This window comes from Geosporobacter subterraneus DSM 17957 (assembly GCF_900142145.1).
GTDB classification, from domain to species: Bacteria; Bacillota; Clostridia; order Peptostreptococcales; family Thermotaleaceae; genus Geosporobacter; species Geosporobacter subterraneus.
On the sequence record NZ_FQZV01000044.1, the window covers coordinates 1 to 24,093 of the forward strand.

At 41.6% G+C, this 24,093-nt stretch carries 27 protein-coding genes; 22 read left to right on the forward strand and 5 right to left on the reverse strand.

Annotated elements, in window-relative coordinates:
* The 4 genes from BUB56_RS14395 to BUB56_RS14410 form a co-directional block, all read left to right on the forward strand.
* Positions 1 to 660 (forward strand): 3D domain-containing protein (locus BUB56_RS14395; RefSeq protein ID WP_190014562.1); only part of this gene is annotated, 660 nt, incomplete at its 5' end.
* Between the two features lie 96 nt (positions 661 to 756).
* Entirely contained in the window at positions 757 to 1,287 is a 531-nt protein-coding gene (gene rnmV, locus BUB56_RS14400) for a ribonuclease M5 (RefSeq protein WP_110942003.1), read from the forward strand.
* Between the two features lie 16 nt (positions 1,288 to 1,303).
* A complete protein-coding gene (gene rsmA / locus BUB56_RS14405) occupies positions 1,304 to 2,170 on the forward strand; it encodes a 16S rRNA (adenine(1518)-N(6)/adenine(1519)-N(6))-dimethyltransferase RsmA (protein ID WP_110942004.1) in 867 nt (288 codons plus the stop codon).
* Positions 2,171 to 2,270: 100 nt separating this feature from the next.
* On the forward strand, positions 2,271 to 3,785 hold the full coding sequence (locus BUB56_RS14410) for a DUF7922 domain-containing protein (protein ID WP_110942005.1): 1,515 nt from the start codon (positions 2,271 to 2,273) through the stop codon (positions 3,783 to 3,785).
* Between the two features lie 40 nt (positions 3,786 to 3,825).
* Here the strand turns inward: BUB56_RS14410 and BUB56_RS14415 are convergent, their stop codons facing one another.
* Positions 3,826 to 4,329 (reverse strand): ferritin-like domain-containing protein, encoded by a 504-nt coding sequence (locus BUB56_RS14415; RefSeq protein WP_190014564.1) that lies wholly within the window; start codon positions 4,327 to 4,329, stop codon positions 3,826 to 3,828.
* 100 nt (positions 4,330 to 4,429) lie between these two features.
* Between BUB56_RS14415 and BUB56_RS14420 the strand changes: the two genes are divergently transcribed.
* The 3 genes from BUB56_RS14420 (at position 4,430) to BUB56_RS20225 (ending at position 7,162) form a co-directional block, all read left to right on the forward strand.
* Entirely contained in the window at positions 4,430 to 5,446 is a 1,017-nt protein-coding gene (locus BUB56_RS14420) for a M14 family zinc carboxypeptidase (protein ID WP_110942007.1), read from the forward strand.
* A 460-nt stretch (positions 5,447 to 5,906) separates the two neighbouring features.
* On the forward strand, positions 5,907 to 6,902 hold the full coding sequence (locus BUB56_RS14425) for an ammonium transporter (RefSeq protein ID WP_110942008.1): 996 nt from the start codon (positions 5,907 to 5,909) through the stop codon (positions 6,900 to 6,902).
* Positions 6,903 to 6,904: 2 nt separating this feature from the next.
* A complete protein-coding gene (locus tag BUB56_RS20225) occupies positions 6,905 to 7,162 on the forward strand; it encodes a P-II family nitrogen regulator (RefSeq protein ID WP_110942009.1) in 258 nt (85 codons plus the stop codon).
* Between the two features lie 48 nt (positions 7,163 to 7,210).
* Here BUB56_RS20225 and BUB56_RS14435 read toward each other — a convergent pair whose 3' ends face one another.
* A complete protein-coding gene (locus BUB56_RS14435) occupies positions 7,211 to 7,648 on the reverse strand; it encodes a rhodanese-like domain-containing protein (protein ID WP_110942010.1) in 438 nt (145 codons plus the stop codon).
* A gap of 168 nt (positions 7,649 to 7,816) precedes the next feature.
* On the opposite strand from BUB56_RS14435, the gene BUB56_RS14440 reads away from it, so the two are divergent.
* The 4 genes from BUB56_RS14440 (at position 7,817) to BUB56_RS14455 (ending at position 10,756) form a co-directional block, all read left to right on the forward strand.
* Complete coding sequence (locus tag BUB56_RS14440) at positions 7,817 to 8,254, forward strand: hypothetical protein (protein ID WP_110942011.1); 438 nt, start codon at positions 7,817 to 7,819, stop codon at positions 8,252 to 8,254.
* Positions 8,255 to 8,370: 116 nt separating this feature from the next.
* The gene (locus BUB56_RS14445) at positions 8,371 to 10,023 is read left to right on the forward strand and encodes an FAD-dependent oxidoreductase (protein ID WP_110942012.1); all 1,653 of its coding nucleotides are present in this window, start codon (positions 8,371 to 8,373) and stop codon (positions 10,021 to 10,023) included.
* Positions 10,024 to 10,045: 22 nt separating this feature from the next.
* The gene (locus BUB56_RS14450; protein ID WP_110942013.1) at positions 10,046 to 10,270 is read left to right on the forward strand and encodes a sulfurtransferase TusA family protein; all 225 of its coding nucleotides are present in this window, start codon (positions 10,046 to 10,048) and stop codon (positions 10,268 to 10,270) included.
* Positions 10,271 to 10,282: 12 nt separating this feature from the next.
* Entirely contained in the window at positions 10,283 to 10,756 is a 474-nt protein-coding gene (locus BUB56_RS14455; protein WP_110942014.1) for a DsrE/DsrF/DrsH-like family protein, read from the forward strand.
* A gap of 52 nt (positions 10,757 to 10,808) precedes the next feature.
* On the opposite strand, the gene BUB56_RS14460 is transcribed toward BUB56_RS14455, so the two are convergent.
* Complete coding sequence (locus BUB56_RS14460; protein WP_110942015.1) at positions 10,809 to 12,023, reverse strand: phosphate ABC transporter substrate-binding protein PstS family protein; 1,215 nt, start codon at positions 12,021 to 12,023, stop codon at positions 10,809 to 10,811.
* Between the two features lie 252 nt (positions 12,024 to 12,275).
* Here BUB56_RS14460 and BUB56_RS14465 point away from each other — a divergent pair, with 252 nt between their 5' ends.
* Complete coding sequence (locus tag BUB56_RS14465; RefSeq protein ID WP_110942016.1) at positions 12,276 to 12,548, forward strand: metal-sensitive transcriptional regulator; 273 nt, start codon at positions 12,276 to 12,278, stop codon at positions 12,546 to 12,548.
* A gap of 12 nt (positions 12,549 to 12,560) precedes the next feature.
* On the opposite strand, the gene BUB56_RS14470 is transcribed toward BUB56_RS14465, so the two are convergent.
* Both BUB56_RS14470 and BUB56_RS19505 read right to left on the reverse strand, forming a co-directional pair.
* Positions 12,561 to 13,019, reverse strand: a complete 459-nt coding sequence (locus BUB56_RS14470; RefSeq protein WP_110942017.1) for a DUF3189 family protein — start codon at positions 13,017 to 13,019, stop codon at positions 12,561 to 12,563.
* Between the two features lie 239 nt (positions 13,020 to 13,258).
* Positions 13,259 to 13,423 (reverse strand): hypothetical protein, encoded by a 165-nt coding sequence (locus BUB56_RS19505; RefSeq protein ID WP_190014566.1) that lies wholly within the window; start codon positions 13,421 to 13,423, stop codon positions 13,259 to 13,261.
* 301 nt (positions 13,424 to 13,724) lie between these two features.
* On the opposite strand from BUB56_RS19505, the gene BUB56_RS14475 reads away from it, so the two are divergent.
* The 10 genes from BUB56_RS14475 to BUB56_RS14515 all read left to right on the forward strand — a co-directional run bounded on the left by BUB56_RS14475 (position 13,725) and on the right by BUB56_RS14515 (position 24,083).
* The gene (locus BUB56_RS14475) at positions 13,725 to 15,287 is read left to right on the forward strand and encodes an AbgT family transporter (protein WP_110942018.1); all 1,563 of its coding nucleotides are present in this window, start codon (positions 13,725 to 13,727) and stop codon (positions 15,285 to 15,287) included.
* A 135-nt stretch (positions 15,288 to 15,422) separates the two neighbouring features.
* The gene (locus BUB56_RS14480) at positions 15,423 to 16,535 is read left to right on the forward strand and encodes a M20/M25/M40 family metallo-hydrolase (RefSeq protein WP_110942019.1); all 1,113 of its coding nucleotides are present in this window, start codon (positions 15,423 to 15,425) and stop codon (positions 16,533 to 16,535) included.
* A gap of 167 nt (positions 16,536 to 16,702) precedes the next feature.
* Positions 16,703 to 16,924, forward strand: a complete 222-nt coding sequence (locus BUB56_RS14485; protein ID WP_242946387.1) for a small, acid-soluble spore protein, alpha/beta type — start codon at positions 16,703 to 16,705, stop codon at positions 16,922 to 16,924.
* 97 nt (positions 16,925 to 17,021) lie between these two features.
* Positions 17,022 to 17,639 carry an NUDIX hydrolase gene (locus tag BUB56_RS14490; RefSeq protein ID WP_110942021.1) on the forward strand — a complete coding sequence of 206 codons (618 nt, stop codon included), beginning with the start codon at positions 17,022 to 17,024 and terminating at the stop codon, positions 17,637 to 17,639.
* A 399-nt stretch (positions 17,640 to 18,038) separates the two neighbouring features.
* Entirely contained in the window at positions 18,039 to 19,508 is a 1,470-nt protein-coding gene (locus BUB56_RS14495) for an aminotransferase class I/II-fold pyridoxal phosphate-dependent enzyme (RefSeq protein ID WP_110942022.1), read from the forward strand.
* A 358-nt stretch (positions 19,509 to 19,866) separates the two neighbouring features.
* A complete protein-coding gene (locus BUB56_RS19510) occupies positions 19,867 to 20,004 on the forward strand; it encodes a hypothetical protein (protein WP_190014567.1) in 138 nt (45 codons plus the stop codon).
* Positions 20,005 to 20,656: 652 nt separating this feature from the next.
* A complete protein-coding gene (locus BUB56_RS14500) occupies positions 20,657 to 21,694 on the forward strand; it encodes an acyl-CoA dehydratase activase-related protein (RefSeq protein ID WP_110942023.1) in 1,038 nt (345 codons plus the stop codon).
* Positions 21,651 to 22,751 carry a 2-hydroxyacyl-CoA dehydratase gene (locus BUB56_RS14505; RefSeq protein ID WP_110942024.1) on the forward strand — a complete coding sequence of 367 codons (1,101 nt, stop codon included), beginning with the start codon at positions 21,651 to 21,653 and terminating at the stop codon, positions 22,749 to 22,751. Before BUB56_RS14500 ends, BUB56_RS14505 begins: the two co-directional genes overlap by 44 nt.
* A gap of 17 nt (positions 22,752 to 22,768) precedes the next feature.
* Complete coding sequence (locus tag BUB56_RS14510) at positions 22,769 to 23,740, forward strand: acyl-CoA dehydratase activase (protein ID WP_110942025.1); 972 nt, start codon at positions 22,769 to 22,771, stop codon at positions 23,738 to 23,740.
* Positions 23,741 to 23,900: 160 nt separating this feature from the next.
* The gene (locus BUB56_RS14515) at positions 23,901 to 24,083 is read left to right on the forward strand and encodes a cold-inducible protein YdjO-related protein (protein WP_110942026.1); all 183 of its coding nucleotides are present in this window, start codon (positions 23,901 to 23,903) and stop codon (positions 24,081 to 24,083) included.
* The last annotated feature ends 10 nt before the right edge of the window (positions 24,084 to 24,093 follow it).

Genomic DNA, 24,093 nt, shown 5'->3' on the forward strand with positions numbered 1-24,093 from the left:
GAATTGGATCGGGTAGAACCTGAAATGGGAGCAGTAATTGCCCCCTATGATACCATTAAAGTGATCCGTATTGAAGAGAAATTAGTATCCGAGAAGGTAGCCATTCCATATCAAAGCATCATCAAACACAATGACAGTTTGGATAAAGGAAAGGCGAATATTATTCAAAAAGGTAAAAACGGGGAAAAGCAAGTAGAGTACTTAGTTGTTTATGAAAATGGAGAAGTGGTTTCTAAAATCTTAAAGGAAGAAAAGATATTAGTGGCAGCAGAAAATGAAGTGATTGAGAAGGGAACTGCCCAATATCTTGCCACTTCCAGAGGTTCTGTAAGATTTAGAAAAGTCATCCAAATGACATCAACCGCCTATGATGCCGGCTTTGAAAGTACCGGGAAAAGACCGGGAGATAAGTATTACGGCCTAACAAGAAGTGGTACGAAGGTAAGACCGGGGGTTGTAGCAGTAGATCCCAAAGTCATACCTTTGGGGACAAAGCTGTACATAAAATCTTTGGACAGCAGGTGGCCTGACTATGGATTCGCCATCGCAGAAGACACGGGCGGGGCCATAAAAGGCAATAAAGTCGATTTATATTTTGAAGATTCACAGGATGTCAAGAAATATGGTCGAAGGAAAGTAGAAGTATATGTTTTAGAATAGGGCGGGCAGGGAAAATTTTCCCTGTCCTAACTTGTTTTCACGGGGAAACTAAGATACAATGATTTAGAAATAAACTGAAGGAAGATGAGGGAGACTATGATCAAGGAAGTTATTGTTGTGGAAGGAAGAGATGATGCCATTGCTGTGAAAAGAGCCGTAGATGCTGAGATCATTATCACCCATGGGTTTGGACTTACAGAAGAGACCATAGAAAGAATCTCTTTTGCACAGAAAAGAAAGGGCGTTATCATTTTTACAGATCCGGATCATGCTGGGGAGAAGATTCGCAAGACCATTGCCAATAGGGTTTCGGGATGCAAGCATGCATTTTTGCCTAGAGAAGAAGCTATCAAGAATGATGATATCGGCATTGAAAATGCTTCCCCTAGCAGCATTATTGCAGCCTTGGAAAAGGCAAAAACTGAGCAGACGGAAAAGCGACAGGAGTTTTCGCAGGCAGACATGCTAAAGCATGATTTACTGGGATCTGATCAGTCCGCCCGAAGGCGGGATGCACTTGGGAAGCTGTTAGGGATAGGCCATGGGAATGCAAAGCAATTCTTGAATCGGCTAAATCACTATGGGATTACGAGAGAAGAGTTTGAAGAGGCAGTAAAAAAACTTTAGTAGAGTAGGGGAATACATGGAAAGACTAATTTCGCCGAGAATAACCAAGGAAGTTGTCCAAAAATATGGATTCAAGTTCTCCAAGAGTTTGGGGCAGAACTTTTTAATTGATGAAAATATATTAAATAAAATCATAGATGGTGCATCCGTGACAAAGGAAGATTATGTTATAGAGGTAGGGCCAGGGATTGGTACACTTACCCAAGCCTTAGCAGATCAAGCAAAAGAGGTGGTGGCTGTAGAGATTGATAAGAGCCTGCTTCCCATTTTAGCTGAGACGCTGGGGCCTTGGGAAAATGTAAGTGTTGTGAATGCGGATGTATTGAAGCTAGATTTGCATGAATTGATTCAGGAAAAGTTCGGAGGAGCTCCTGTCAAAGTGATTGCCAATCTACCCTATTATGTGACCACCCCAATTATCATGAAATTTCTAGAGGAAAGAGTGCCTTTAAAAAATATGGTGGTAATGATCCAGAAAGAGGTAGCCGATAGAATGCAGGCCAAGCCTGGTACTAAGGATTATGGTGCCTTGTCTGTTGCCGTGCAGTATTATTGTGAACCCAAAATTATCACCCGCGTACCGCCCTCCGCCTTTATTCCCCAACCCAATGTTGAATCTACCGTGATACGCCTAACCCTATTGGAATCCCCGCGGGTAAAGGTTAAAGAAGAAGAAATTTTATTCCAAGTGGTGCGGGCTGCCTTTGGGAAAAGGAGAAAAACTCTGCTCAATGCCCTGTCCTCCAGCGACTTGGGGGTAGGTAAGGAACAGGTGAAGGACGCTTTGACTAAAGCCAAGATTGAAGAAAACCGCCGGGGTGAAACCCTTACCATAGAAGAATTCGGGATTTTGGCAGATGCTGTTGCAGAAGTAAAGTCCTAATATAATAAGCCTTAAATAGGCTTATTTTTTTTGCCAAAAAGTAAACTATTTATAAATGTAGACATATATTAATAATGAATGAAAAAAGGGGGAGGGTACTGTGGATTATAAGCGTTATCGCAGATATTTTATCATACTGGATCGAGAAGATAGTGGCTTTGACAATAAACCGGGAAAAAGCCCTAAAGGATATACGAAAATAGAGATAAAAAACGGGAAAGGTTTACTTAGTCACTTTGTACAAAATCTTAAATACGATGAGAAGGATCCCTATATATATAGAGGATATCTAATAGGCACTGCAGAAAATCAGCTTATTTATGCTGACTGCGGCAGCATTGTGATTGACCAGCAGGGGAAAGGTGAGCTGAACTGGCGTTTTGATCCTCAAAATGTGGACGGGAAGGGAAATCCCATTGATGCTTTTAATGTGATTGCCATTGTAGGGGAAAAGCTTGGGGCGGTATCTGCAGCAGTAACAGCACCTCTGGTTGGGTTCATGGATAAGAAAAAAGTTTCATGGAAAAATGCTTTTATGGGCAAGTTTTCTTCCAAAAGTCAAGGGGTAGAAGAGAAACCCGTAGAATCAATAGCGGAAAAACTAAATGTGGAGATTGAAAAAACAGAGGCAGAAGATATTCATTTGCTGAAGGGGATGGAATGGGATATTGAAAAGACTTCAGTTGCAGAAGCAGTGCCAGAAGAAATTATAGAAAAGGCTTCAGTTATAGAAGCTGCACCAGAGCAGAACATTGAAAAGGCTTTGGTTGTAGAAACAGCATCGGAAGAGAATCCGGCGGAGGATGCTCCTGAGGACTTAAAGGAAGAAGAGATTATAGAAAAGGCTGAAATAAGGGATGTAGATGAAGAAAAAAAACAGAGTCCGGAAAACCTATATCCTTTAGAATCCATATTTGAAAAGCCTATAGAAGAAATGGAAGTAAAAACAGTAAAAATCGAGGAAGAGCAGACCGCTGAAGAACCGAAGACATCAAAGGCTGAAGCGGCAGAGGGAAAAAAAGAAGAGCAGGAAGTTCATCAGACGGCACCGCCCCACAGAGGGATTTTCAACCAATATCAGAATCTTGAATCTGAGCAGATGAAATATTATCGAACAAAGACTTCTCCCCACTACAATCAACAGAACTTTAAGATGGCTGTCAACTATGTGAAAAATATACTTAAGCATTATGAAAAGACAGAACCCTTTGAGAGCAACCTAGAAGGATATCAATGGTGGAAGGTTCCCAGCAGTCCTCAAACTATGCAGCGAGGATTTCCGCCTTTCTATGGTTATGTTTCCAACATGTACACCTATTATCCTTATATGAACTATATGACAGGCTATCCGGATTTGATCTACAAATACCAGCATTATATTTTTGGATTAAAGGTTGATGAGAATGATGAGCCAGTCTATTTCGTATATGGGGTTCCGGGAAAATTCGCGCTTAGTGAACAGCCTTATGAGGGAATGACGGGATTTGTCTACTGGCATTCTATGCAGGATAAGGAAGCTAAATTAGGGGACTATGGGTATTGGATTCTTCATATAGATGCCAGAACCGGAAGCGTAGCAATGCCGCTGAAACCAACGCCGCCACCAGGATATTAACACAGCAGAGGCACACCGAAAGGTGTGCCCTTGTCATTGACTAAAAAGGAGCGAAGGCAGCATCATGCCAGGTGCTTTCCATAAGACTCCTGTATTCCTGATAAAAGAATCGTTCATGATCCTCTTCCATGGTGATAAGGGCCTGAAGAATTTTCCTGCCATTTTCATCCTCTGTTTTCTCTAAAGCCTTTCTGTAAAACTCAGCAAAATCATGCTCAATCAGATAAGCCATCCGCATAATGGCTAAATCGGAAACGGCGGAACTCAGTCGTTCTCCATCAAACTTTTCTTCTTCTTGGGCCGATTGAAAAATGGTATTGCTCCCAAGGGCTAAACTATCCGGGTCAGACCAGCTTTCCCCCTTTGAAATTTTTTCATATTCCTTTGCCAGAATATTATAGTGATCCTCCTCTGCTTTAACTAAATTCTCGAAAATTGCCTTTGTTTTGTTGTTATGTATCTGATCCTTGAAACTGGCATAAAATTGCTGTCCCTTTTTCTCCATTTCCATGGCATACTGCAGGATTTGCAATGCATTTTCCAAAAACGTCACCTCCATCATTTATTTATCCAATATATACCCTTATGCTTTCCGATAAAAACACAACATAGCTGCATATAATAGGCTATAAGAGGTGATTCTTTTGCAAAAAATTTTTTTGCTCATTTTGATAATTTCTATAGCAATATCAGGAGCCGGATGTGATTCTAGTTATGCAACGAAAAAGAGAATAACAAAGGAACAGGATAGGATCGTGACGGGAAAACTTAAATATGACTATGATGTAATGGAGAAAGACCTAAGAGCTTTACGGCGGAAGTATGGTGAGGCTATATCCTATACTTCTATCGGAAAGTCTGTGGAAGGGAGGGAGCTTTATGCAGTAAAAATTGGAAAAGGAGACCAAAAGCTTCTTGTAGTAGGCAGTGTACATGCAAGGGAATGGATGACTTCGTATTTGCTGATGAACCTTTTAGAGCTTTACCTGGAAGCGGGACAAGAAGGGAAAAGAGTGGGCGCATACAATATTCGCAAGATGCTCCAGGATGCTACTATTACTTTTGTTCCCATGCTAAACCCCGATGGCGTAGATTTAGTGCTCAACGGGGTGGGAGATAGGGACAAGGCATCACTGATGCATATGAATGAGAATATAGAAGATTTTTCAAGATGGAAAGCCAACATAGCAGGGGTAGATCTCAATCGTCAGTTTAATGCAGATTGGGCCGATACCGTCAGCAAAGAAGCACCTTCCTTCGAGAATTATAAAGGAGAAAGCTATCTGGATCAGCCGGAGAGTCAAGCCTTAGCGGCTTTAGCAGAGCAAGAGGATTTTGATATCACAGCAGCGTACCATCTAAGCGGATCTGTGATTTTTTGGTATTATCATCAGGAAGGTGCAAATTATCGCCGGGATTTAAGAATTGCCCGTAGAATTCGATGGATTACCGGCTACAAGCTAGTGAAGGAAAAAGATAGCGACGAGGTTGCCGCAGGATTTAAGGATTGGTTTGTGAAAGTCTACAAAAGGCCGGGCTATACCATTGAAATCGGGGATAAGCGTTATGACGAGATTGTGGTGGAGGATATAAGCCGGTTTGTACGAGAGAACCGCAAAGTGATTCCCTATTTGGCAAAGGAAGCAAAAAAAATTAAGTGAAAAAGTTCTGCGATAAAGGGGGAAATCTTTGAAAACCTTTGCAAATTCAAATATTCAGTTTAATAAGAGTTAAAAAAAAGTTATTGCAAAAAACATGAAAAATAAACGCTTTCAAATGATTTTAAATATTCAAACTATATTTACATTAAAGTGATGCTGTGCTAAAATGGCTTTATATTTAAATCAAATAGGTCATTGCTTACAAATCATGGGAAGAAAAAAGCCTTTTGTTCAAAAAACGGTGAGTCACCGCAATGATGCTTCCTTGATAAAAGACAGCCAGGGCAGAGGATCATACAAATAATCGAGCCAGTAGGACAGGAGAGAGTGTATACATTATACAATGCACAATTTTATAAATATGAGAGAGAGGTGAGAAAAAGATGGGGCAGAAACCTGAGACAGACCAGAAAAAGAATAGTGGCGGATAGAATGGGATAAGAAAAAGGAGGAATTTAGAATGGAATATAGTGTAGCTGTAGATACAGTATGGGTTTTAGTTGCGACGGCATTGGTGTTCTTTATGCAAGCAGGCTTTGCCATGGTAGAAACCGGATTTACCCGAGCAAAAAACGCAGGAAATATTATCATGAAAAATCTAATGGACTTTTCTGTAGGTACTATTATGTTTTGGGTTGTAGGATTTAGTATCATGTTTGGAAGTGATTTGGGCGGATGGATCGGACAACTGGATTTCTTATCCCAGGGTACCTATGAACATCTGGAATTGGGAATTCCAAAGGAGGCTTTCCTGATTTTCCAAACAGTATTTTGTGCTACTGCAGCAACGATTGTATCAGGAGCGGTGGCAGAACGAACAAAGTTTATATCCTACCTTATTTTTAGTCTGATCATTAGTGCCTTGATCTATCCTATTGCAGGTCACTGGATTTGGGGTGGAGGATGGTTAGCTGAAAGAGGCTTCCATGATTTTGCTGGTTCTACAGCAGTACATTCTATAGGGGGATGGGCAGCCTTGATGGGTGCATGGATTGTTGGACCCCGCATCGGTAAATACACAAAGGATGGAAAGAGCAATGCCATTGCAGGACACAGCTTGACCCTGGGTGCATTAGGTGTATTTATTCTATGGTTTGGCTGGTTTGGATTCAATCCCGGATCGACCCTTTCGGGCATGGACGCTGAAGGAATCGCCCACATATTTGTGACCACCAATCTGTCTGCGGCAGCAGCAGCCTCAGTTACTATGCTTGTGACTTGGTTTAAATATGGTAAGCCCGATGTCAGTATAACCCTTAATGGTGCCTTAGGGGGGTTGGTTGCCATTACGGCAGGGACTGATGCTGTAGGAGCGGGCAGTGCGGCTGTGATTGGAGCCCTGACAGGTGTAGTCATCGTATATGCCATTGAATTCATTGACAAGGTTTTAAAGATAGATGATCCAGTGGGTGCTATTGGTGTTCACGGTGTTTGTGGAGCCCTTGGGACCATCTAGGAATGACGGTTACACAAGTACTTGGCTCAGGCATGCAAAAGGGGAAGACGGAGAGCTACCGAGGGGTTCCTTTTACAGTAGATTTACTGCCGAAGGTAAAGGTCGAGATTGTGGTTTGTGAAGTACCTGTGGAGGAAGTGGTTAGAACAGCACGCAGGGTTCTAAATACAGGGAACATTGGAGACGGTAAAATATTTATTTATGAGATTGCCAATGCAGTTCGGATTAGAACGGGAGAAGAAGGAGCAGATGCAATATAGTAAAAAAGACTAGGGAAACCTAGTCTTTTTTCATAGAAGAACCGATTGTCATTCAATCTCATAAGGCCAGTGGTCGATGCCTCCGTTTAAGACATAGACCTTGGAAAAACCGTTATTACTGAGAATCTCTGCAGCTTTTGCGCTGGTTTTATCGTTTTTTGCGTAGATCATATAGATTTTTTCCTGATCAAAGGAAGTTAGCTTTTTCTTGAGTTCCTTCTGAGAAATCAGCGTTGCCTGTGGAAGATGACCCTGCAGGTACTCTTTTTCATCACGGACATCAAATACTACTAGATCAGGATTTTTTTCCATGAGTACTTTAGCTTGTTCAGCGGATATCTTCTTATGGGCGTACTTAATCGTTTCTGAGAAAGTTTCATCAGAGCCTGACAGTGCAACAGCTGCTACAATACCAATCACAAGCAGTAAAAGCACAGTCAAGGCGATGTATAAGGTCCGTCTTTTGAAAACGAAAATTCTTAACATACCGATATCACCTCATCACCTTGTCTCGTACTACTAATATATTTGCGCCAAATCAGTTTTATTACTGAAATATTCAGGGAAAATCCATGAGGTCAAGCACGGAGGGCAGGCCAAATATCATATGATAAAGTGAATAGTAAAATAAGTTAAACAAGGAGGGAACCGGCTGTGAATAATAACATGTATTATACAAATATGTATGAACAAGCGGCAGAGAGCCTATATCCCCAAATTTATCATGACTTGATTCCCCATGTACGAAGAGTATGTCAGAGAGTAGACCGGCCCAGTAACGTGATGCCTAATATAATGCCCAATATAATGCCGAACATGATGCCAAATAAGGAGTTGCTTGACCAGATGGTAGAAGAGGTTTATGATGCCTACCATACAGAGACCCTAGGCAGTCAAAGCAAGGAAAGCTACATGCCTGAGGATGAGTATTACAGTGCCCGGAGAAACCCATGGAGAAATCCGCTGACAGATTTGATTGGCATTATTTTGATCGGTGAGCTGCTGCGAAGGAGAAGAGGCTTCTACCCCTATCCGACACCGTATCCAACTCCATATCCCTATCCGGCTCCAAGCCCATTCCCATACTATTAAGCAGGATAAAAACTCTCATTCGAGAGTTTTTTTATTGACATTCTTAATAAAAGGGAATAAGATATAAATAGAACTAACTCACCCCTAGAGGGGAGGGACTAGAAAGGGAGAGGATTATGAAAGAGCGTATTCTAATCATCGGTGCCGTAGCAGCCGGAACGAAGGCTGCGGCTAAAATAAAGCGGGAAAACCCGGCGGCTGAGGTGGTGGTTGTCACGAAGGATCGAGACATTTCCTATGCAGGCTGCGGGCTTCCTTATTTTATCGGTGGGCTGATTGAAGAAAGAAAAGAGTTGATTGTAAAGACCCCGGAGGACTTTGAGGCAGCCACAGGGGCAACAGTTTGGACGCTGTGTGAGGCTACAAAGATTTACCCCAAAGAAAAAACTGTAAAAATAGAGAATTTATTAACCAAGGAAGAAACTCTTTTTTCCTATGATAAGCTGGTGATTGCAACTGGAGCATCGCCCTTTGTTCCCCCTATACCCGGTCGGGAATTAAAAGGGGTTTATACCCTGAGGACCATTGATGATGCTGTGGCGATCCGGGAAGCTGTAGACCGGGGAAGTGCGAAGAAGGCAGTGATTGTGGGAGGAGGATTTATTGGATTAGAGGTAGCAGAAAACTTAAAAGACAAAGGTGTAGAGGTTTCTATTGTGGAATTAGTGCCCCATATATTACCCCCCTTTGATGAGGAAATGGCTTTATATGCACAAAACTATATACAGGAGCAGGGCGTGAATATCTATACCCAGGAAAAGGTGGCTGCTTTTGAAGGGGCTGAGGGGAAGGTTCAACGTGTGATTACAGATCAAAGAGAGCTTGAAGCGGATTTGGTGGTATTATCTGTCGGTGTTCGACCCAATACTGCTTTAGCCAAGGAAGCTGGGATAGAAATCGGTACTACGGGTGCCATTAAAACAAATGCATTTATGGAAACCAGTATTCCTGACATCTATGCCGTTGGAGATTGTGCGGAAACAAAGCATCTGGTAACCGGTGCACCTGCATGGATTCCTATGGGTTCTACCGCCAACAAGATGGGAAGAGTAGCTGCGATCAACTTGGCAGATACAGGGAAGGAAAGGTTGCCAGGGGTATTAGGAACTACTATTGTAAAGTTATTTAAGCTAAACGCCGGAAAAACAGGGCTTTCAGAAAGAGATGCCAAAAAGGCAGGCTACCAGGTGGAAACAGCTATTGTTCCGGCTAATGACCGGGCCCACTATTATCCCGGATATAGAGAAATTATTACGAAGCTCATTGTAGATAAAAAAAGCCATAAAGTATTAGGCGCTCAGGTCGTTGGTGAGGGTGTAGTTGATAAGCCCATTGATATTTTGGCGACAGCCATTACCCTTGGGGCTAGGGTAGAAGATATAGAAAAACTGGATTTAGCCTATGCACCGCCATTTTCTATGGCCATGGCATCAACCATTGTGGCGGCTAGCGTAATCGTGAATAAACTAATGGGCAAGTTGGAAGGTATTTCGCCTCTAGAGCTCAAGAAAAAATTAGATTCCCTACAGATAATAGATACAAGGGATGAGGGCTCCTACCTCATCGGTGCAATTCCCGGATCTATCCATATTCCCAGTGGAGAGCTTCCATCTCGGATACAATCTTTAGATCCTAATAAGGAAACGGTTTTAGTCTGCAAGATCGGGAAAAATGCCTATTTATCTTATTTAAAGCTAAAGGCTCTAGGATTTGAAAAGGTAAAGATTTTAGATGGCGGAATTCGTGCCTATCCATTTGAATTAGAATAAAAAGTGAAGGGAGACTTAGCCGATGGCAGAAATTTTGTTAAATTGTAAGGGATTGCAGTGTCCCGGTCCTATTATGCAGGTTTTTAAGACAGCAAAGGAAGCGGAGTCAGGAGATACAATACTCGTAAAGGTCACCGATAGGGGCTTTGCAAAGGACATACAAGCCTGGTGCAAAAAGACAGGAAATGAACTGCTGGAGTTAAACGTAGGAGAAACAGAGATCTCCGCGAAAATTTTAAAGAAATAAGAGGGTGATCATGTGACAGACAAAAAGACGATCATCGTATTCAGTGGGGATATGGATAAGGTTATGGCAAGTCTGATTATTGCCAACGGTGCAGCCGCCATGGGCAATGAGGTGACTATGTTCTTTACCTTTTGGGGACTGAATACGCTGCGAAGGGCAAAAAAGATAAAGGTTAAAAAAGATTTTATGGAAAGATTGTTTGGTTGGATGATGCCCCGTGGGGCAGAAAAGTTAGGTCTTTCTAAGATGAATTTTGGCGGAATGGGTGCTCTGATGATGAAAGGGATTATGAAAAAGAAGAATGTCAGCAGCTTACCGGAATTAATAGACAGCGCCCAGATGATGGGTGTAAGAATGATCGCCTGCACCATGTCCATGGATGTAATGGGCATTAAGGAAGAGGAATTGATTGAAGGGATCGAATTTGCAGGAGTAGCCAGTTATCTGGGAGAAGCAGATGAAGCAAATGTAAATCTATTTATATAGTAGAAAAAGTTGAAAGCGGCTGTTCCAGGGAACTGCCGCTTTCTATATCGGATTATTGCGTAATTGTGATGGTTTGTGTTGTAGCGTTCCAATCTACCTTAGCACCGAAGGCCTCGCTGATAAATCTTACAGGTACTACAGTTCTGCCGCCGGTTACGATTTTTGCGGGAACATCTAATTTGATTGACTTACCATCTTTTGTTGCAGTAGTTTTGCCGATGGTCAATACAACTTTAGAATTAGACCTTGTAGCGGTTACAGTTTGCGCTTTTGCATCCCAGTCAAGCTTTGCACCAAGGGCTTCTAAGATCGCTCTAACAGGTACCAATACTCTTCCGCTTTCATTTAACGGTTTTGCATCAAAAGCTACTTTCTTACCATTTACCATTACTGTGATTTCTGTAGGAGCTTGAGGCTTCGGAGTTTCGATTTTTTCTGCTTCTTTAACAGTTATGTAATCCTTGCCGACAATCTTTTGTCCCTCTGCGCTTAAGATAAAATCGATAAACTGCTTGGCAGCCCCTGTTGGCTTTGTTTTTGCTAAGAATAAGAAAGGTCTGTAGATTGCATATTTCTTCGCTTTGATGTTAGCTTCTGTTGCTTCTACGCCACTGATTTTTACAGCTGTTACTGTGTTATCCATTGCACCTAAAGATACGTATCCAACCGCTTCCGGCGTTACTGCAACAGTCTGTTTTACAGCGCCTGTGGAAGGCTGTGTGATTGCTTTGGTGGTTGTGTTGTCTACAGTTTTACCTGCAGCATCTTTTCCCTGTACACCTGTGATTTCGATGAAGGCTCCCCTTGTTCCGGATCCCTGCTCTCTGGATACTACCACGATGGCTTTGTCAGAACCGCCAACCTCTTTCCAGTTGGTGATTTCTCCTGTAAAGATTTTCTTCACCTGATCCATTGTTAAATCATTTACTTTGTTAGATGGGTTAACAACTACTGCGATACCATCCAATGCGATTTCTACTTCATAAAGTCCTTTTTCTTCAGTTTTTAACTCTCTTGAAGACATACCAATATCAGCAATACCATCCTGAGCAGATTTGATTCCTACACCGGAACCGCCGCCCTGTACTTCAATCTTAATATCCTTGTTTTTTTGCATAAAGGCAGCTGCTAATTCTTCTGCAATGGGCTGTACTGAAGTAGAGCCTGCAACAACAACTTTTGTTTCTGCTGCAAAAACTGCAGCAGCTGGTGTAAATACGGCGATGATCATTACGAGAACTAATAATCTGCTGATCATTTTTTTCATGAAATTTCCCCCTATAATTTTCATTTTTTATTTTTGAAGAACGAATTCTTAATTGTCTGTCCTTCTAAAAAGTATTATAATTCATAGTGAATCCAAGGAAAATAGACTTGACGGAGTGTTAACACAATTTACCATAATTTAACAAAAACTAGAAATGTTCTTCAAAAAGCAAAACCAGCTTTTTTTTAAAGGTTATTTATGGCATGATATTAATAATAGGATAAAATGTGTTTTTGGAAAGGAGCTCCATATATGTCGAAAGAACAAGCAAAAAAGGACGTTATTAATCGGCTGAGAACCATTAAGGGGCATATTTCTGGCATCGAAAAGATGATTGAGGAAGATAAGCCCTGCGATGAGGTGCTGCTGCAGGTTGGTGCCATTAAGGCATCCATTCATAAGGTAGGCTTATTGATTATGGAAGAGCATGCCAAGGAATGCTTGATCAACATAGAAGAAGGGGAATCGGTCAGTAAAGATAAGGTTGAGAAGGTATTAAATACCATTGTAAAATATGTAAAATAAGAACCAAGAAGCTTAGGGTTCAGTCTTCAGCAGGGTTTTCCATACGATAGAGGATATTTCAGGATAGGCTCGGAGAATACCCGCAGTCAGCAGCGGTTTGCCTAAGGATGAAAGCCCTGCCTTTCTGGCATAGCGGCCTCCAAGGACCATCATGAGGTTTGCCGCTTCCATGGTATCTGTATATATCAGCTCCTTGAGATCTGTTTTACTGATGGTTATGATGCTTTTAAAGGCATTATGGAACATAGCAGGTGCATGCTTGCGGCCAAGAGAGTACACCTGATGACCATTAGAATCTTTTCCGTGGAATATTAATCGGCCATCGGGGCCAGGTTGAAATCCATTGGTGGAAATGAGTTTCTCAAGGTCACTTTTTTCGGGAATCTGGTCTAGAGGAAGCCGCTTAAGATGAATGGCGGCTGCGATGATAGGACCATAGGTGCCTCCTACGTCGTGATAGATGATGTACAAGGGAAATCATTCCTTTCCATAGCAATCTTATATATTGTTCTCATAGGGAGAAAATTCTATACTTTATCAAATTCTTTACTACATTAAGAGGGATTACATTTACTTTAAAAAATGATTACAAAGCCCGTAAAAGACAAGAAATGTGTTACAATGAAATCACCCAATCATATTTTATACCACTTCGTCTCATAGTATATAACTATGAAAGGATGCTGAACCCCAGCATCCTTATTTTTTCGCTATAGACCAAGAGGAGTAAGTAGTACTACTAAAATAAGAAAAAAAAGTAAAAAGCTTGTTGGATGCTCAATACAGTAAGATGTATCTTTCATGATAATTATCAACAGTAAGAAAAAGAATAAGAGGCTACTGCCTGAAAATACCTTGTGCACTGCCGTTGCCATAAATACACCTCCTTCTATCTTATATTATTCCGAGGAGCAGGGGGATGTACCTGAAAGACAGGAGGAAATATGATAGAAAAATAAAAAGATTGAGAATATTTATCCAAAAATAGGATTACAAAAACTTAACACACTTAGCATTGATATTGTGCTATTATTTAAAGTACATGCACGGAGGACACCGTTTTCCTAAAAGAGGAAATCTGCATATTTTTACATTATAATTTCATAATTATGCAGATATCGGTTTTATCTACCGGACATATCTTTATCAAATAATAAGAAAAGGAGGAAGAAGTGAATGGAAAAAACAAAAGTACAGAACACAGGCAAAAAAGGACTTTTTAATGTTTTTCTTAATATGATTGAAAAGGTAGGAAATAAACTGCCTCACCCAGTGACGCTTTTCGTATTATTCAGTATTGCCGTAATTATTATTTCAGATTTAGCTGCTCGTGCCGGAGTTTCTGTTGAATTCAATATGGTTGATCGTACAACCATGGAAACCAAGATGACTACAGTAAATGCAGTAAGTTTGCTGAATGCAGATGGCATCCGATACATGTTCTCTAAAGCCGTATCGAATTTCACAGGCTTTGCACCTTTAGGAACGGTGTTGGTAGCCATGCTGGGGGTCGGTGTAGCAGAGGGAACAGGATTAATTCAAGCTGCTTTAAGAAAGCTTGTTTTAAGTACACCAAAGAGATTAATTACAGCAGTAGTAGTATTTGCAGGGGTTATGTCCAACGTAGCTTCTGACGCAGGATATGTTGTACTGGTACCATTGGGGGCGATTATCTTCCTAAGCTTTGGACGTCACCCGCTGGCAGGTCTTGCAGCAGCATTCGCAGGTGTATCTGGCGGCTTTAGTGCCAACCTGCTGGTAGGAACTATTGACCCGCTATTAGGGGGAATCAGCACTGAGGCAGCAAAGCTGTTCAGCCCTGGATATACTGTAACAGCTACAGCAAACTGGTATTTCATGATTGCATCTACATTCTTAATTACAATCCTAGGTACATGGATCACAGAGAAAATTGTTGAGCCAAGACTGGGAGAATATAAAGGAAATGCTAAAGTTGATTTACACGGTTTAACAGCATCAGAGAAAAAAGGATTGGCAGCGGCAGGTATCGCATTATTGATATTCATTATTGCTATTGGCGCATTAGTTGCACCAGCTAACGGAATCCTAAGAGATCCTAAGGCAGGAACAATTTTAGGGCATTCACCGTTTATGGATGGAATCGTACCAATTATCGCGTTATTCTTCTTAATTCCGGGTATTGCATATGGTATTTTTGCAGGTACGGTTAAGAATGATAAGGATGTTGCAAACAGCATGGGTAAAGCCATGAGTACGATGGGTGGATACCTTGTATTAGCCTTTGCAGCAGCACAATTCGTATCATACTTTGGATACACAAACCTTGGAACCATCCTTGCAGTGAAGGGTGCAGACTTCCTGCAGGCAACAGGCATGACTGGATTCCCGCTAATTGTTGGATTCATTCTAGTATCAGCTTTCATTAACCTGTTTATCGGATCAGCTTCTGCTAAATGGGCCATCATGGCACCAGTATTCGTGCCGATGCTGATGGCAGTGGGATATTCACCGGAGTTTACCCAGGTAGCTTACAGAATCGGTGACTCTACGACGAATATCATATCTCCCTTGATGTCTTACTTTGCCGTTATCGTAGCCTTTGCGGAGAAGTATGATGAGGAGACTGGAATCGGTACGCTGATTTCTACTATGATTCCTTACTCCATCGTATTCCTGATTGGATGGTCTATTCTATTGGTAGCTTGGTATTTCCTAGGATGGCCATTAGGACCAGGAGTCACAATGTTTCTTCAATAGATTTTTATAGAGGCACCATTAGGTGCCTCTATTTACATAGAATTCATGAAAAAATATATGAAAAGAAGGGAAAAATAAAACCTTAGAGAATAGGTAAGAATATGCACAAAGCTATACAAAAATGGAGGGAAGACAATGATCAACAGGGAACGTATTGTGGGAGAATTTTTAAAGTATGTACAAATTGACAGCCTAACGAAGCAAGAAGGCAACTTTGCCAAGTTTATTGCTGAGGAATTAAGAAGCATTGGATTGGAAGTATATGTAGATCAAGCCGGTGAAACAATCGGGGGAGATACGGGAAATGTGATTGGGAGATTAAGGGGTACAAAAAATGTACCGCCTGTACTCTTTAGCTGTCATATGGATACAGTTACACCAGGACAGGGTATCAAGCCTGTGATTAAAGATGATGTGATTTACAGCGATGGCACCACCATTTTAGGAGGGGACAATAAAGCAGGAATTGCGGCAGTAGTAGAGGCTCTTCGTGTGATTAGGGAGAATAACCTGAACCATGGAGATATTGAGGTAGCTTTCAGCATTGCAGAAGAAGGAGGACTCTTCGGGGCCAAGAATTTGGATTATAGCAAAATTTCATCTAAACTGGCTTTTGTACTGGACAGCGGCGGAGACCCCGGTCAGATCATCATTAAAGGACCTGCTCAGGATAAAATCAATGTAAAAATTATCGGAAAGCCTGCCCATGCAGGAGTAGCCCCTGAAGAAGGTATTAGTGCAATTCAAGTGGCTGCAGCAGCGATTAACAAGATGAAGCTTTTACGAATTGATGAGGAGACGACTGCAAATATCGGAGTGATCCAAGGGGGTCAGGTTACCAATATTGTCTGTCCAGAGGTAGAAATCAAAGCGGAGGCCAGAAGCTTAAATGACGAAAAGCTGGATCAACAAACAGCTCACATGGTAGCTTGTTTTAAGGAGGCTGCGAAGGAGTTTGGAGCCAAGGCAGAGATTGAGACAGAGCGGATGTATGGCGCCTTTGTAGTAGACGAAAAGGATGCAATCGTGGAGCTGGTGAAAAAAGCATGTGATCATATAGGCATCAAAGCCTATACCGATGTTACCGGAGGCGGCAGCGATACCAATATTTTAAACGGCAATGGAATTAAGGCTGTTAACTTAGGAATCGGTGAGCGAAAGCCCCACACCTTGGAAGAACATCTGCGAATAGAGGATTTAGTGAATTCTGCAAGATTGGTATTGTCTATTATCGAAACAGTAGCGTAATTTGGTATCTTATTGAATCGGTTCATTGTTTTTGTAGGGCAGACCTTGTGTCTGCCTATTTATTCTATATAAATGGCTGTTATAGGATGTCCTGAATTTTCCTCGCATGAACAACAATTTCTTACACATTCTAATGATATATATGATTTTATAGCGAGGTGATGAAGATGAGCAGAAAACCAGTCTTTGGAAATGCACGGGCAGCACTGGAGCAGTTAAAGGAAGAAATGGCCGCTGAACTTGGCATCGACGGCAGCAAAATGGATACAGGAGATCTACCCTCCCGTAGTATTGGACACTATGGCGGAATATACGGAGGAAAAATCGGCGGACAAATGACAAGGCGACTCATTGAAATGGGTGAACAACAGCTGGCAAAACAGAAATAAACCTTAAGAAAAAATGCACAAAGACAAGGTGAAGGTATACCTTGTCTTTTGTTTGGAGTAGAATATACTATAAGTAAAGGAATAGGGGGAGATAGGAGTGAATTATCCATGGATAGAGATTGCAAAAAGGATTCAAGCCCTTGCCCAGTCTGGGCTTACCTATGGGGATAACTGCTATGATATAGAGCGCTACGAAGCCTTAAGAGCCATCAGTATTGAGATGATGGCTTATTTTTCCGATACGGAAATGGAGAAGGTCAGAGACCTGTTTGCCAATGAGACAGGATATCAAACGCCTAAAGTGGACATAAGAGGTGTCATATTTCAAGGAGATAAAATTTTAATGGTAAGGGAAAAAATTGACGGATGCTGGTCTCTGCCGGGAGGTTGGGCCGATGTGGGTTTAAGTCCTGCAGAAGTGGTGGTGAAAGAGGTTTGGGAAGAGGCTGGTTATGAAGTGAAGCCCTTGCGATTGCTGGCTGTAATCGATAAGAAACACCATCCTCACCCGCCCTCACCCTATCATATTTATAAGATTTTTATACAGTGTGAGATTACTGGAGGGGGAGCAAATGCAGGGATGGAAACCAGTGACGTGGGCTTTTTCGGTAAAGACGAGCTGCCGGAGCTCTCAAAAGACAGAAATACCCTATCTCAGATTTATGCCATGTTCGAATTCTTAGAAGATCAGAATAAGCCTGTCCTATTTGATTAAAAATAAGATAGGCTTATATAACAAAGTCCAACCTTAATAGTTTCTGAAGGGTGGTATGAAAGGATGTTATATAGCAATGAAAAATCATACATATCTTGCCGCACTGATACTGCTGGTCATAGCCATTGCTTATTTTATATTGACAGCGGCTTAGAAACCCCCATGAGTCCTGTCAGGACTTTTAACAGAAGTCAAATAATTCTGTTGACCATAACAGGAGAATGCATTTAGTGCAAAAAAAAAGCTTGGTTGATTTATCCAGGGATTATTCTGCGGCATAGGCAAAAAAACTATTGCAATTCCATTCAAAATAGTTTTTAATATATCTATTGGCAATGTACATGCATTCCATTTGGATAATTATACAGCAAGAAAGAACAAAGGAAGGACGTGATCACGATGAGAAGATTAGATCATAATAAGGCTCCTTTATTTGAGGCCATGAAGGCATACCACAAAAAAAATGTGGTTCCCTTCGATGTTCCCGGCCATAAGCATGGAAAGGGCATTCCGGAGCTGGTAGAGTATTTTGGTAGTGCAATGCTGGAGTTAGACGTTAACTCTATGAAGGATCTGGATAACCTCAGCAATCCCATTGGTGTGATTCGGGATGCAGAGGAATTGGCTGCAGATGCTTACTATGCAGATCATGGATTTTTCTTGGTAAATGGTACGACGGCAGGGGTTCAAGCTATGGTAATGAGTGTGTGCGAGCCTGGTGATAAAATCATCCTTCCTAGAAATGCACATAAATCTGCGGTAACCTCACTGATTTTGAGTGGGGCGATACCTGTATATATACAGCCCGAGGTTAATGAGGAGCTTGGGATCGCCATGGGTGTTAGTCTGGAAAGCGTAGAAAAGGCTATCGCCAGACATCCTGATGCAAAGGCGATATTTTTAATCCATCCAACCTACTATGGCGCCATATCGGATGTAAAATCCATCGTTAAGACAGCCCATAAGTATGGTATGACCGTATTGGTAGATGCTGCTCATGGAGCTCACCTGAATTTCCATGGAGAGCTGCCCGATGATGCCATTGCATTAGGGGCCGATATGTGTGCGGTCAGCACTCATAAAACAGGGGGATCATTGACGCAAAGCTCTCTGCTGCTGCTAAGAGAGGGAATCGTAGATGCAAAGGCGGTAAAGACGACACTTAACCTTACCCAAACCACCAGCGCATCCTATCTGCTGATGAGCAGCATTGATGTGGCCAGAAAGCTTTTGGTTACAAAGGGCGAGGAAATGCTTGCAGAGGTGCTGCGTCTCAGCCGTTGGGCCAGAGAAGAGATCAACAAGATTGACGGCTGCTACGCCTTTGGAAAAGAACTGGTGGGTACTCCGGGAGTCTTTGACTTTGACGAGACGAAGCTGGGAATTAATGTAAGAAATCTTGGACTGACAGGCCTTGAGGTATATGATATATTACGGGATGAATACAACATTCAGACTGAGCTGGGAGACTTATACAATGTACTGGCTATTGTGAGCCTTGGGGATACCCAGGAATCCTTGGGCGCTTTAGTAGCGGCCATGAAGGATATTGCTGTAAAATATAGAAAAAACGAAGAGATCAAGCTGACCAAGGGAATCTTAAAGAATCCCGATATTATTGTATCTCCAAGGGATGCATATTATAGCGAAAAAAGAGTGGTACCTCTAGAAGAGGCTGTAGGGGAGATCAGCGGAGAGTCTATTATGGCCTACCCTCCTGGGATTCCTATTGTAACACCTGGTGAGAAAATCACTAGGGAAATGGTTGAGTATATTAAGCTGCTTAAGAAAGAGGAAAGCTTGCTGCAGGGAACAGAAGACCCTTACGCAGAGCATATCAAGGTATTGGGTGTCGGTGGAATCAGATAGATAAAAAACACAAAAAATATAAACAAAATCTGTAGAGGCAGCATATTATGCTGCCCGAATTGCATTACTTCTACGCTATCTATAGGAGAAATCAGCATCATACTTTAAATAAAATAGCTTTAGCGAAAAAAAGGATTGTATATTTCTATTCGGTGAAAAAAGAAGAGAAACGTACCTTGAGCATGATTGAAAGATATTTATAAAAAAAAGAAGAATAGACGTAAGAATTAACTTTGTTATGAGCTTTTTAATCTATTGATTGATGATGAAATTTATTATATACTAATATTCAAGGCAGCGTCATCAGACAATGCTATAATCTATAATAGATTAGAGCATATAAATTTGGGGGAAAAGAATGATCAAGAAGTATAAAATGCGCAGAGGCTGCATGTACTATATTAAGGTTAAGGAGTTTAACTCTAAGTGGCAGGAACGTATTTACCGATGGAAGTTGAGCTTAAAAGGATGGACATTTGAAGAGCTTCAAGACTGAAGAACACGATAGGTGTTCTTTTTTTTCACGGGATTATCTATGGTAAATAGAAAGAAAGCTGGGAAAATAGACGGGAATGAGGCAAGCATTGAGGAACAATCGGCATAATAAGGCTGATAATAAAAAAGGCACACTGCGTGTGCTTCGCTAGGGGAACCTAGTTCCCCTTCGACGGCTGCAAGGCAGCCTGAGCACCCCTCTTACTGCGGCAGGGGATTTCATCCCCTACAACCCCTGCTTTTTTTATTGTCTTAAAATGTTATAAAATACCTCAAGTCTTGAAATTACTTTTATTGAAGCTCCAGTAAATTTATACTTTCTTATACAATAAAAAAATAATTGAAAATAGCAATCTCTGAATAATTTTTTGCAGGGATTGTTATTTTTGTTAAGAATGCTTCTGTTTTTACAGGAAAAAACAAAAGTTAAAGCTTTACCTCTATAATTCAAGAGAATAGGCACAGGAAGGATATGATTTGTCAAAAGGTAGAAATTAAAACAGAATAAGTCAAAAACCGCATAAAACGCCCTTGGATAATCGCTGAAAAAAATAATATAATTTGAAGATAGCATAGTGAATAAAAGGATTGCAGAAGTCATAAGTATTAGTGAAATTAACTGTTACGCTATTATTGGATGAGGAGTGGAAAAAATGAAGGTAGGCATCCCTAGAGCCTTGCTGTACTATTATTATTATCCGTTCTGGAAGACTTTTTTTGATGCTTTAAATATAGAAACGGTGGTTTCCAAGCCTACGTCAAAGACAATCGTCAATAAGGGAATTGAGTTTTCCGTCCCGGAGATTTGTGTACCCATTAAGGTTTTTGCCGGACATGTTGCAAGTATTGTAGATCAGGCAGATTACATATTTATCCCAAGAATGGTTTCCATTTCAAAGGACGAATACTTTTGTCCTAAATTTATGGGGCTGCCGGATATGATTAAATATACAGTGCCTGGGGCTGCTGATAAGATTTTAAGTCCAAAAATCCAGTCCCATAGCGACAGCATTTCTAATCCTAAGCATTATACGGAGGTAAAACGTATCTTGGGAATCGGTTCCTGGGAGCTTCAGCGGGCATTATTCAAAGCGGAGAAAGAATGGCAAAAATTCAGGAGGCTCAGTAAAGAAGGCTATGTACTATCCGATGCGTTAAAAATCTTTGATGGAGAGACAGTAAAGCAGGAAGTTCCAAAAAACTCTGAGGAGACCGTTACGATAGGGTTGATGGGATATGTTTATGATATCTACGACGAATTTGTCAGTATGAATGTCATCGAAAAATTAAAAGAAGCAGGGGTTAAGATTATTACCTTTGAAATGCTTGAGGAAAAACAACTGATGAAGCGTCTGAAATTCATGAAAAAACAGCTGTTTTGGACCTTCAGCAATAAACTATTGGGTGCAGGCTACTACTTCTATCATGATCCAGAGGTGGATGGCGTGATTCAGGTGACAGCCTTTGGTTGTGGGCCCGACTCTATGATCGGAAAAATGATGGAGCTGGATTCAAACCATTACAATAAACCGTTTATGACTGTTCGCGTAGATGAGCATACAGGAGAAAGTCATCTTCAAACAAGAGTAGAAGCATTTGTGGATATGATTCGAAGAAAGAAACGAGAAGGGGGAGGTGGCCTGCCATATGAAAGTAACCTTTCCATACATGGGAACAACGCTGGTTTATAAAAAGCTGGTGGAAATGCTGGGGCATGAAGCCGTATCTCCGCCAAAGCCCAGCCAAAAGACCATTGACTTAGGGGTTAAGCATAGTCCCGAATTTGCCTGTTTCCCTATGAAAGTAATCATGGGAAGCTACTTGGAGGCTGTGGAAAAGGGGGCTGAAGTAATCCTGACATCAGGGGGACATGGACCCTGTCGTGCAGGCTTCTATGGTGAAATGCATAAGCGAATTCTACAGAATCTTGGATATGATGTAGACGTGATTGTATTTGATTCCATACGCAGAGACTTTAAATCGGTGGTCAATAATATTAAGCGGCTGAAAGGAGATAATTCTTGGTTAAAGCTGTGGAAGATTCTGAAGCTGGTATATAAAATGGCTTATCATGTGGATGAGCTGGAGATGCAGCTTCAGACCAAGCGGGCTTATGAGCTTCAAAAAGGAAGCTGTAGCAGGACTTGGGAGAAAATACAAAGGCTTTATGAAACAGTATACACAGAGGCAGAATTGATCCAAGCCCATGAGCAGGCCCAGAAATGGATAGCGGAAATTGCCATAAAGGAAGTTCCGGAATCTCAAAAGATAAGGATCGGGATTGTAGGGGAAATCTATGTGGTCATGGAGCCTACGGTGAATATGAAGATGGAGGAGACCCTAGGAAATTTAGGTTGTGAAGTTCGACGGGGCCATTACCTCTCCCATTGGATTGAACACAATATCGTTCCACGGCCCTTTAGTAAGTCACGGGAACATATACTCTTGGAAAAGGGCGAGAAATATATTGAGATTCAGATTGGCGGACATGCAAAGGAGACCATGGGACATATTGTAGATTACTATGATCAGGGCTTTGACGGGATTATACATCTCATGCCCTTTGGCTGTTTGCCGGAGTTGGTTTCTCAGAGCATCATGCCAAAGCTGATGGAGGATACGGGAATGCCGGTATTGACCATCGCCCTGGATGAGCAGACGGGACTTGCCAACAATCTAACTCGGGTAGAGGCATTTTTGGATTTGATTCGCAGCTCTAAAAATAATAAGCTTAGTAAAGTATCCTAATAAATGGGGGCAAAAACATGGATAAGGTGTTTTTAGGAATAGATGTAGGCTCAGTAAGTACGAATGTGGTGGCTATCAATGAAAAACATGAGGTTTTATCCAAACAATATATTCGTACCAACGGTCAACCCTTAGAATCGGTAAAAACAGGAATCCGAAACCTCCGTCAAGACCTAGAAGGCAAGTATACAGTATCCGGTGTTGGGGCTACCGGCAGCGGACGACAGCTGATCGGAATCATGGTAGGGGCCGATGTGATTAAAAACGAAATTACTGCCCATGCCACGGCAACCATTCACTATGTACCTGAGGCGAATACCATCTTTGAGATTGGGGGCCAGGATTCCAAAATAATATTCTTAAATAAAGGGTTGATTACGGATTTTGCCATGAATACGGTCTGTGCAGCGGGGACAGGTTCCTTTTTAGACCATCAGGCCGAGCGGTTGGGGATTCCTATCCAACAGTTTGGGGAATATGCCCTGCGTGCAAAGCGAAAGGTTCGTATTGCAGGAAGATGTACGGTTTTTGCAGAGTCGGATATGATTTCCAAGCAGCAGTTTGGGTTTTCAAAAGAAGAAATCATTAACGGACTCTGTGAAGCCTTGGTTCGAAATTATATCAACAACCTAGGTCGAGGGAAAAAGTTAAAACCTCCCTATGTATTTCAGGGAGGGGTAGCGGCCAATGTAGGCATACGGGCGGCTTTTGAAAAAGAACTGGGTGAAGAAGTTAGAATACCCCAGTATTATGATGTGATGGGTGCTTTGGGTGCTGCTATTTTAGCTAAGGAGGCCCTTGAACATTCTGGAGAGAAAACGAAATTCCGCGGCTTTGAAGCCGCGGACATCGAATTTACACCCACTAGCTTTGAGTGCAGCGGCTGCAGCAATCTCTGTGAGGTAATCAAAGTGGAGATTGATGGAGAAACGGCTGCCATGTGGGGAGATAAATGTGCTAAGTGGACCAATAGCGTAAAGGCTACATAATAGCATATCTTCAGATGTCATCCAGAGCCTGCGAAGGATATTGGCTAACACTTGCTTAAGAATAGTTACTAAAGAATAATCATTATGATGAATATCTCCTTTTGCTTTATGACATAATAAAAACATCTTTTTGAGATTGACAGCGAAGGGAGAGAACAACATGTTTTTTAAAAGTCATGAGTCGCAAGAGCCGGTTTATGAGAAAAAGCTGGTAGAAATCTGGCAGTGTCCTCAGTGTATCGGCTGGATGCAAAAGGAGTTTGCATTGTCCCAACAGCCAAGCTGTCCATTCTGTGCAGCCAGCATGGTGGAGAGCACAAAAGAAATCAATGTGTTGATATAATCTAAAAAAG

Bases quoted from the DNA above. Each gene is read 5' to 3' on its own strand.
- BUB56_RS19505 (WP_190014566.1), bottom strand. From the start codon at position 13,423: ATGGCAACGGCAGTGCACAAGGTATTTTCAGGCAGTAGCCTCTTATTC.
- BUB56_RS14480 (WP_110942019.1), top strand. From the start codon at position 15,423: ATGATCAACAGGGAACGTATTGTGGGAGAATTTTTAAAGTATGTACAA.
- BUB56_RS14450 (WP_110942013.1), top strand. From the start codon at position 10,046: ATGGCAGAAATTTTGTTAAATTGTAAGGGATTGCAGTGTCCCGGTCCT.
- BUB56_RS14465 (WP_110942016.1), top strand. From the start codon at position 12,276: ATGTCGAAAGAACAAGCAAAAAAGGACGTTATTAATCGGCTGAGAACC.
- BUB56_RS19510 (WP_190014567.1), top strand. From the start codon at position 19,867: ATGATCAAGAAGTATAAAATGCGCAGAGGCTGCATGTACTATATTAAG.
- BUB56_RS14505 (WP_110942024.1), top strand. From the start codon at position 21,651: ATGAAAGTAACCTTTCCATACATGGGAACAACGCTGGTTTATAAAAAG.
- rsmA (WP_110942004.1), top strand. From the start codon at position 1,304: ATGGAAAGACTAATTTCGCCGAGAATAACCAAGGAAGTTGTCCAAAAA.
- BUB56_RS14485 (WP_242946387.1), top strand. From the start codon at position 16,703: ATGAGCAGAAAACCAGTCTTTGGAAATGCACGGGCAGCACTGGAGCAG.
- BUB56_RS14445 (WP_110942012.1), top strand. From the start codon at position 8,371: ATGAAAGAGCGTATTCTAATCATCGGTGCCGTAGCAGCCGGAACGAAG.
- BUB56_RS14435 (WP_110942010.1), bottom strand. From the start codon at position 7,648: ATGTTAAGAATTTTCGTTTTCAAAAGACGGACCTTATACATCGCCTTG.
- BUB56_RS20225 (WP_110942009.1), top strand. From the start codon at position 6,905: ATGACGGTTACACAAGTACTTGGCTCAGGCATGCAAAAGGGGAAGACG.
- BUB56_RS14460 (WP_110942015.1), bottom strand. From the start codon at position 12,023: ATGAAAAAAATGATCAGCAGATTATTAGTTCTCGTAATGATCATCGCC.
- BUB56_RS14495 (WP_110942022.1), top strand. From the start codon at position 18,039: ATGAGAAGATTAGATCATAATAAGGCTCCTTTATTTGAGGCCATGAAG.
- rnmV (WP_110942003.1), top strand. From the start codon at position 757: ATGATCAAGGAAGTTATTGTTGTGGAAGGAAGAGATGATGCCATTGCT.
- BUB56_RS14425 (WP_110942008.1), top strand. From the start codon at position 5,907: ATGGAATATAGTGTAGCTGTAGATACAGTATGGGTTTTAGTTGCGACG.
- BUB56_RS14510 (WP_110942025.1), top strand. From the start codon at position 22,769: ATGGATAAGGTGTTTTTAGGAATAGATGTAGGCTCAGTAAGTACGAAT.
- BUB56_RS14475 (WP_110942018.1), top strand. From the start codon at position 13,725: ATGGAAAAAACAAAAGTACAGAACACAGGCAAAAAAGGACTTTTTAAT.
- BUB56_RS14515 (WP_110942026.1), top strand. From the start codon at position 23,901: ATGTTTTTTAAAAGTCATGAGTCGCAAGAGCCGGTTTATGAGAAAAAG.
- BUB56_RS14500 (WP_110942023.1), top strand. From the start codon at position 20,657: ATGAAGGTAGGCATCCCTAGAGCCTTGCTGTACTATTATTATTATCCG.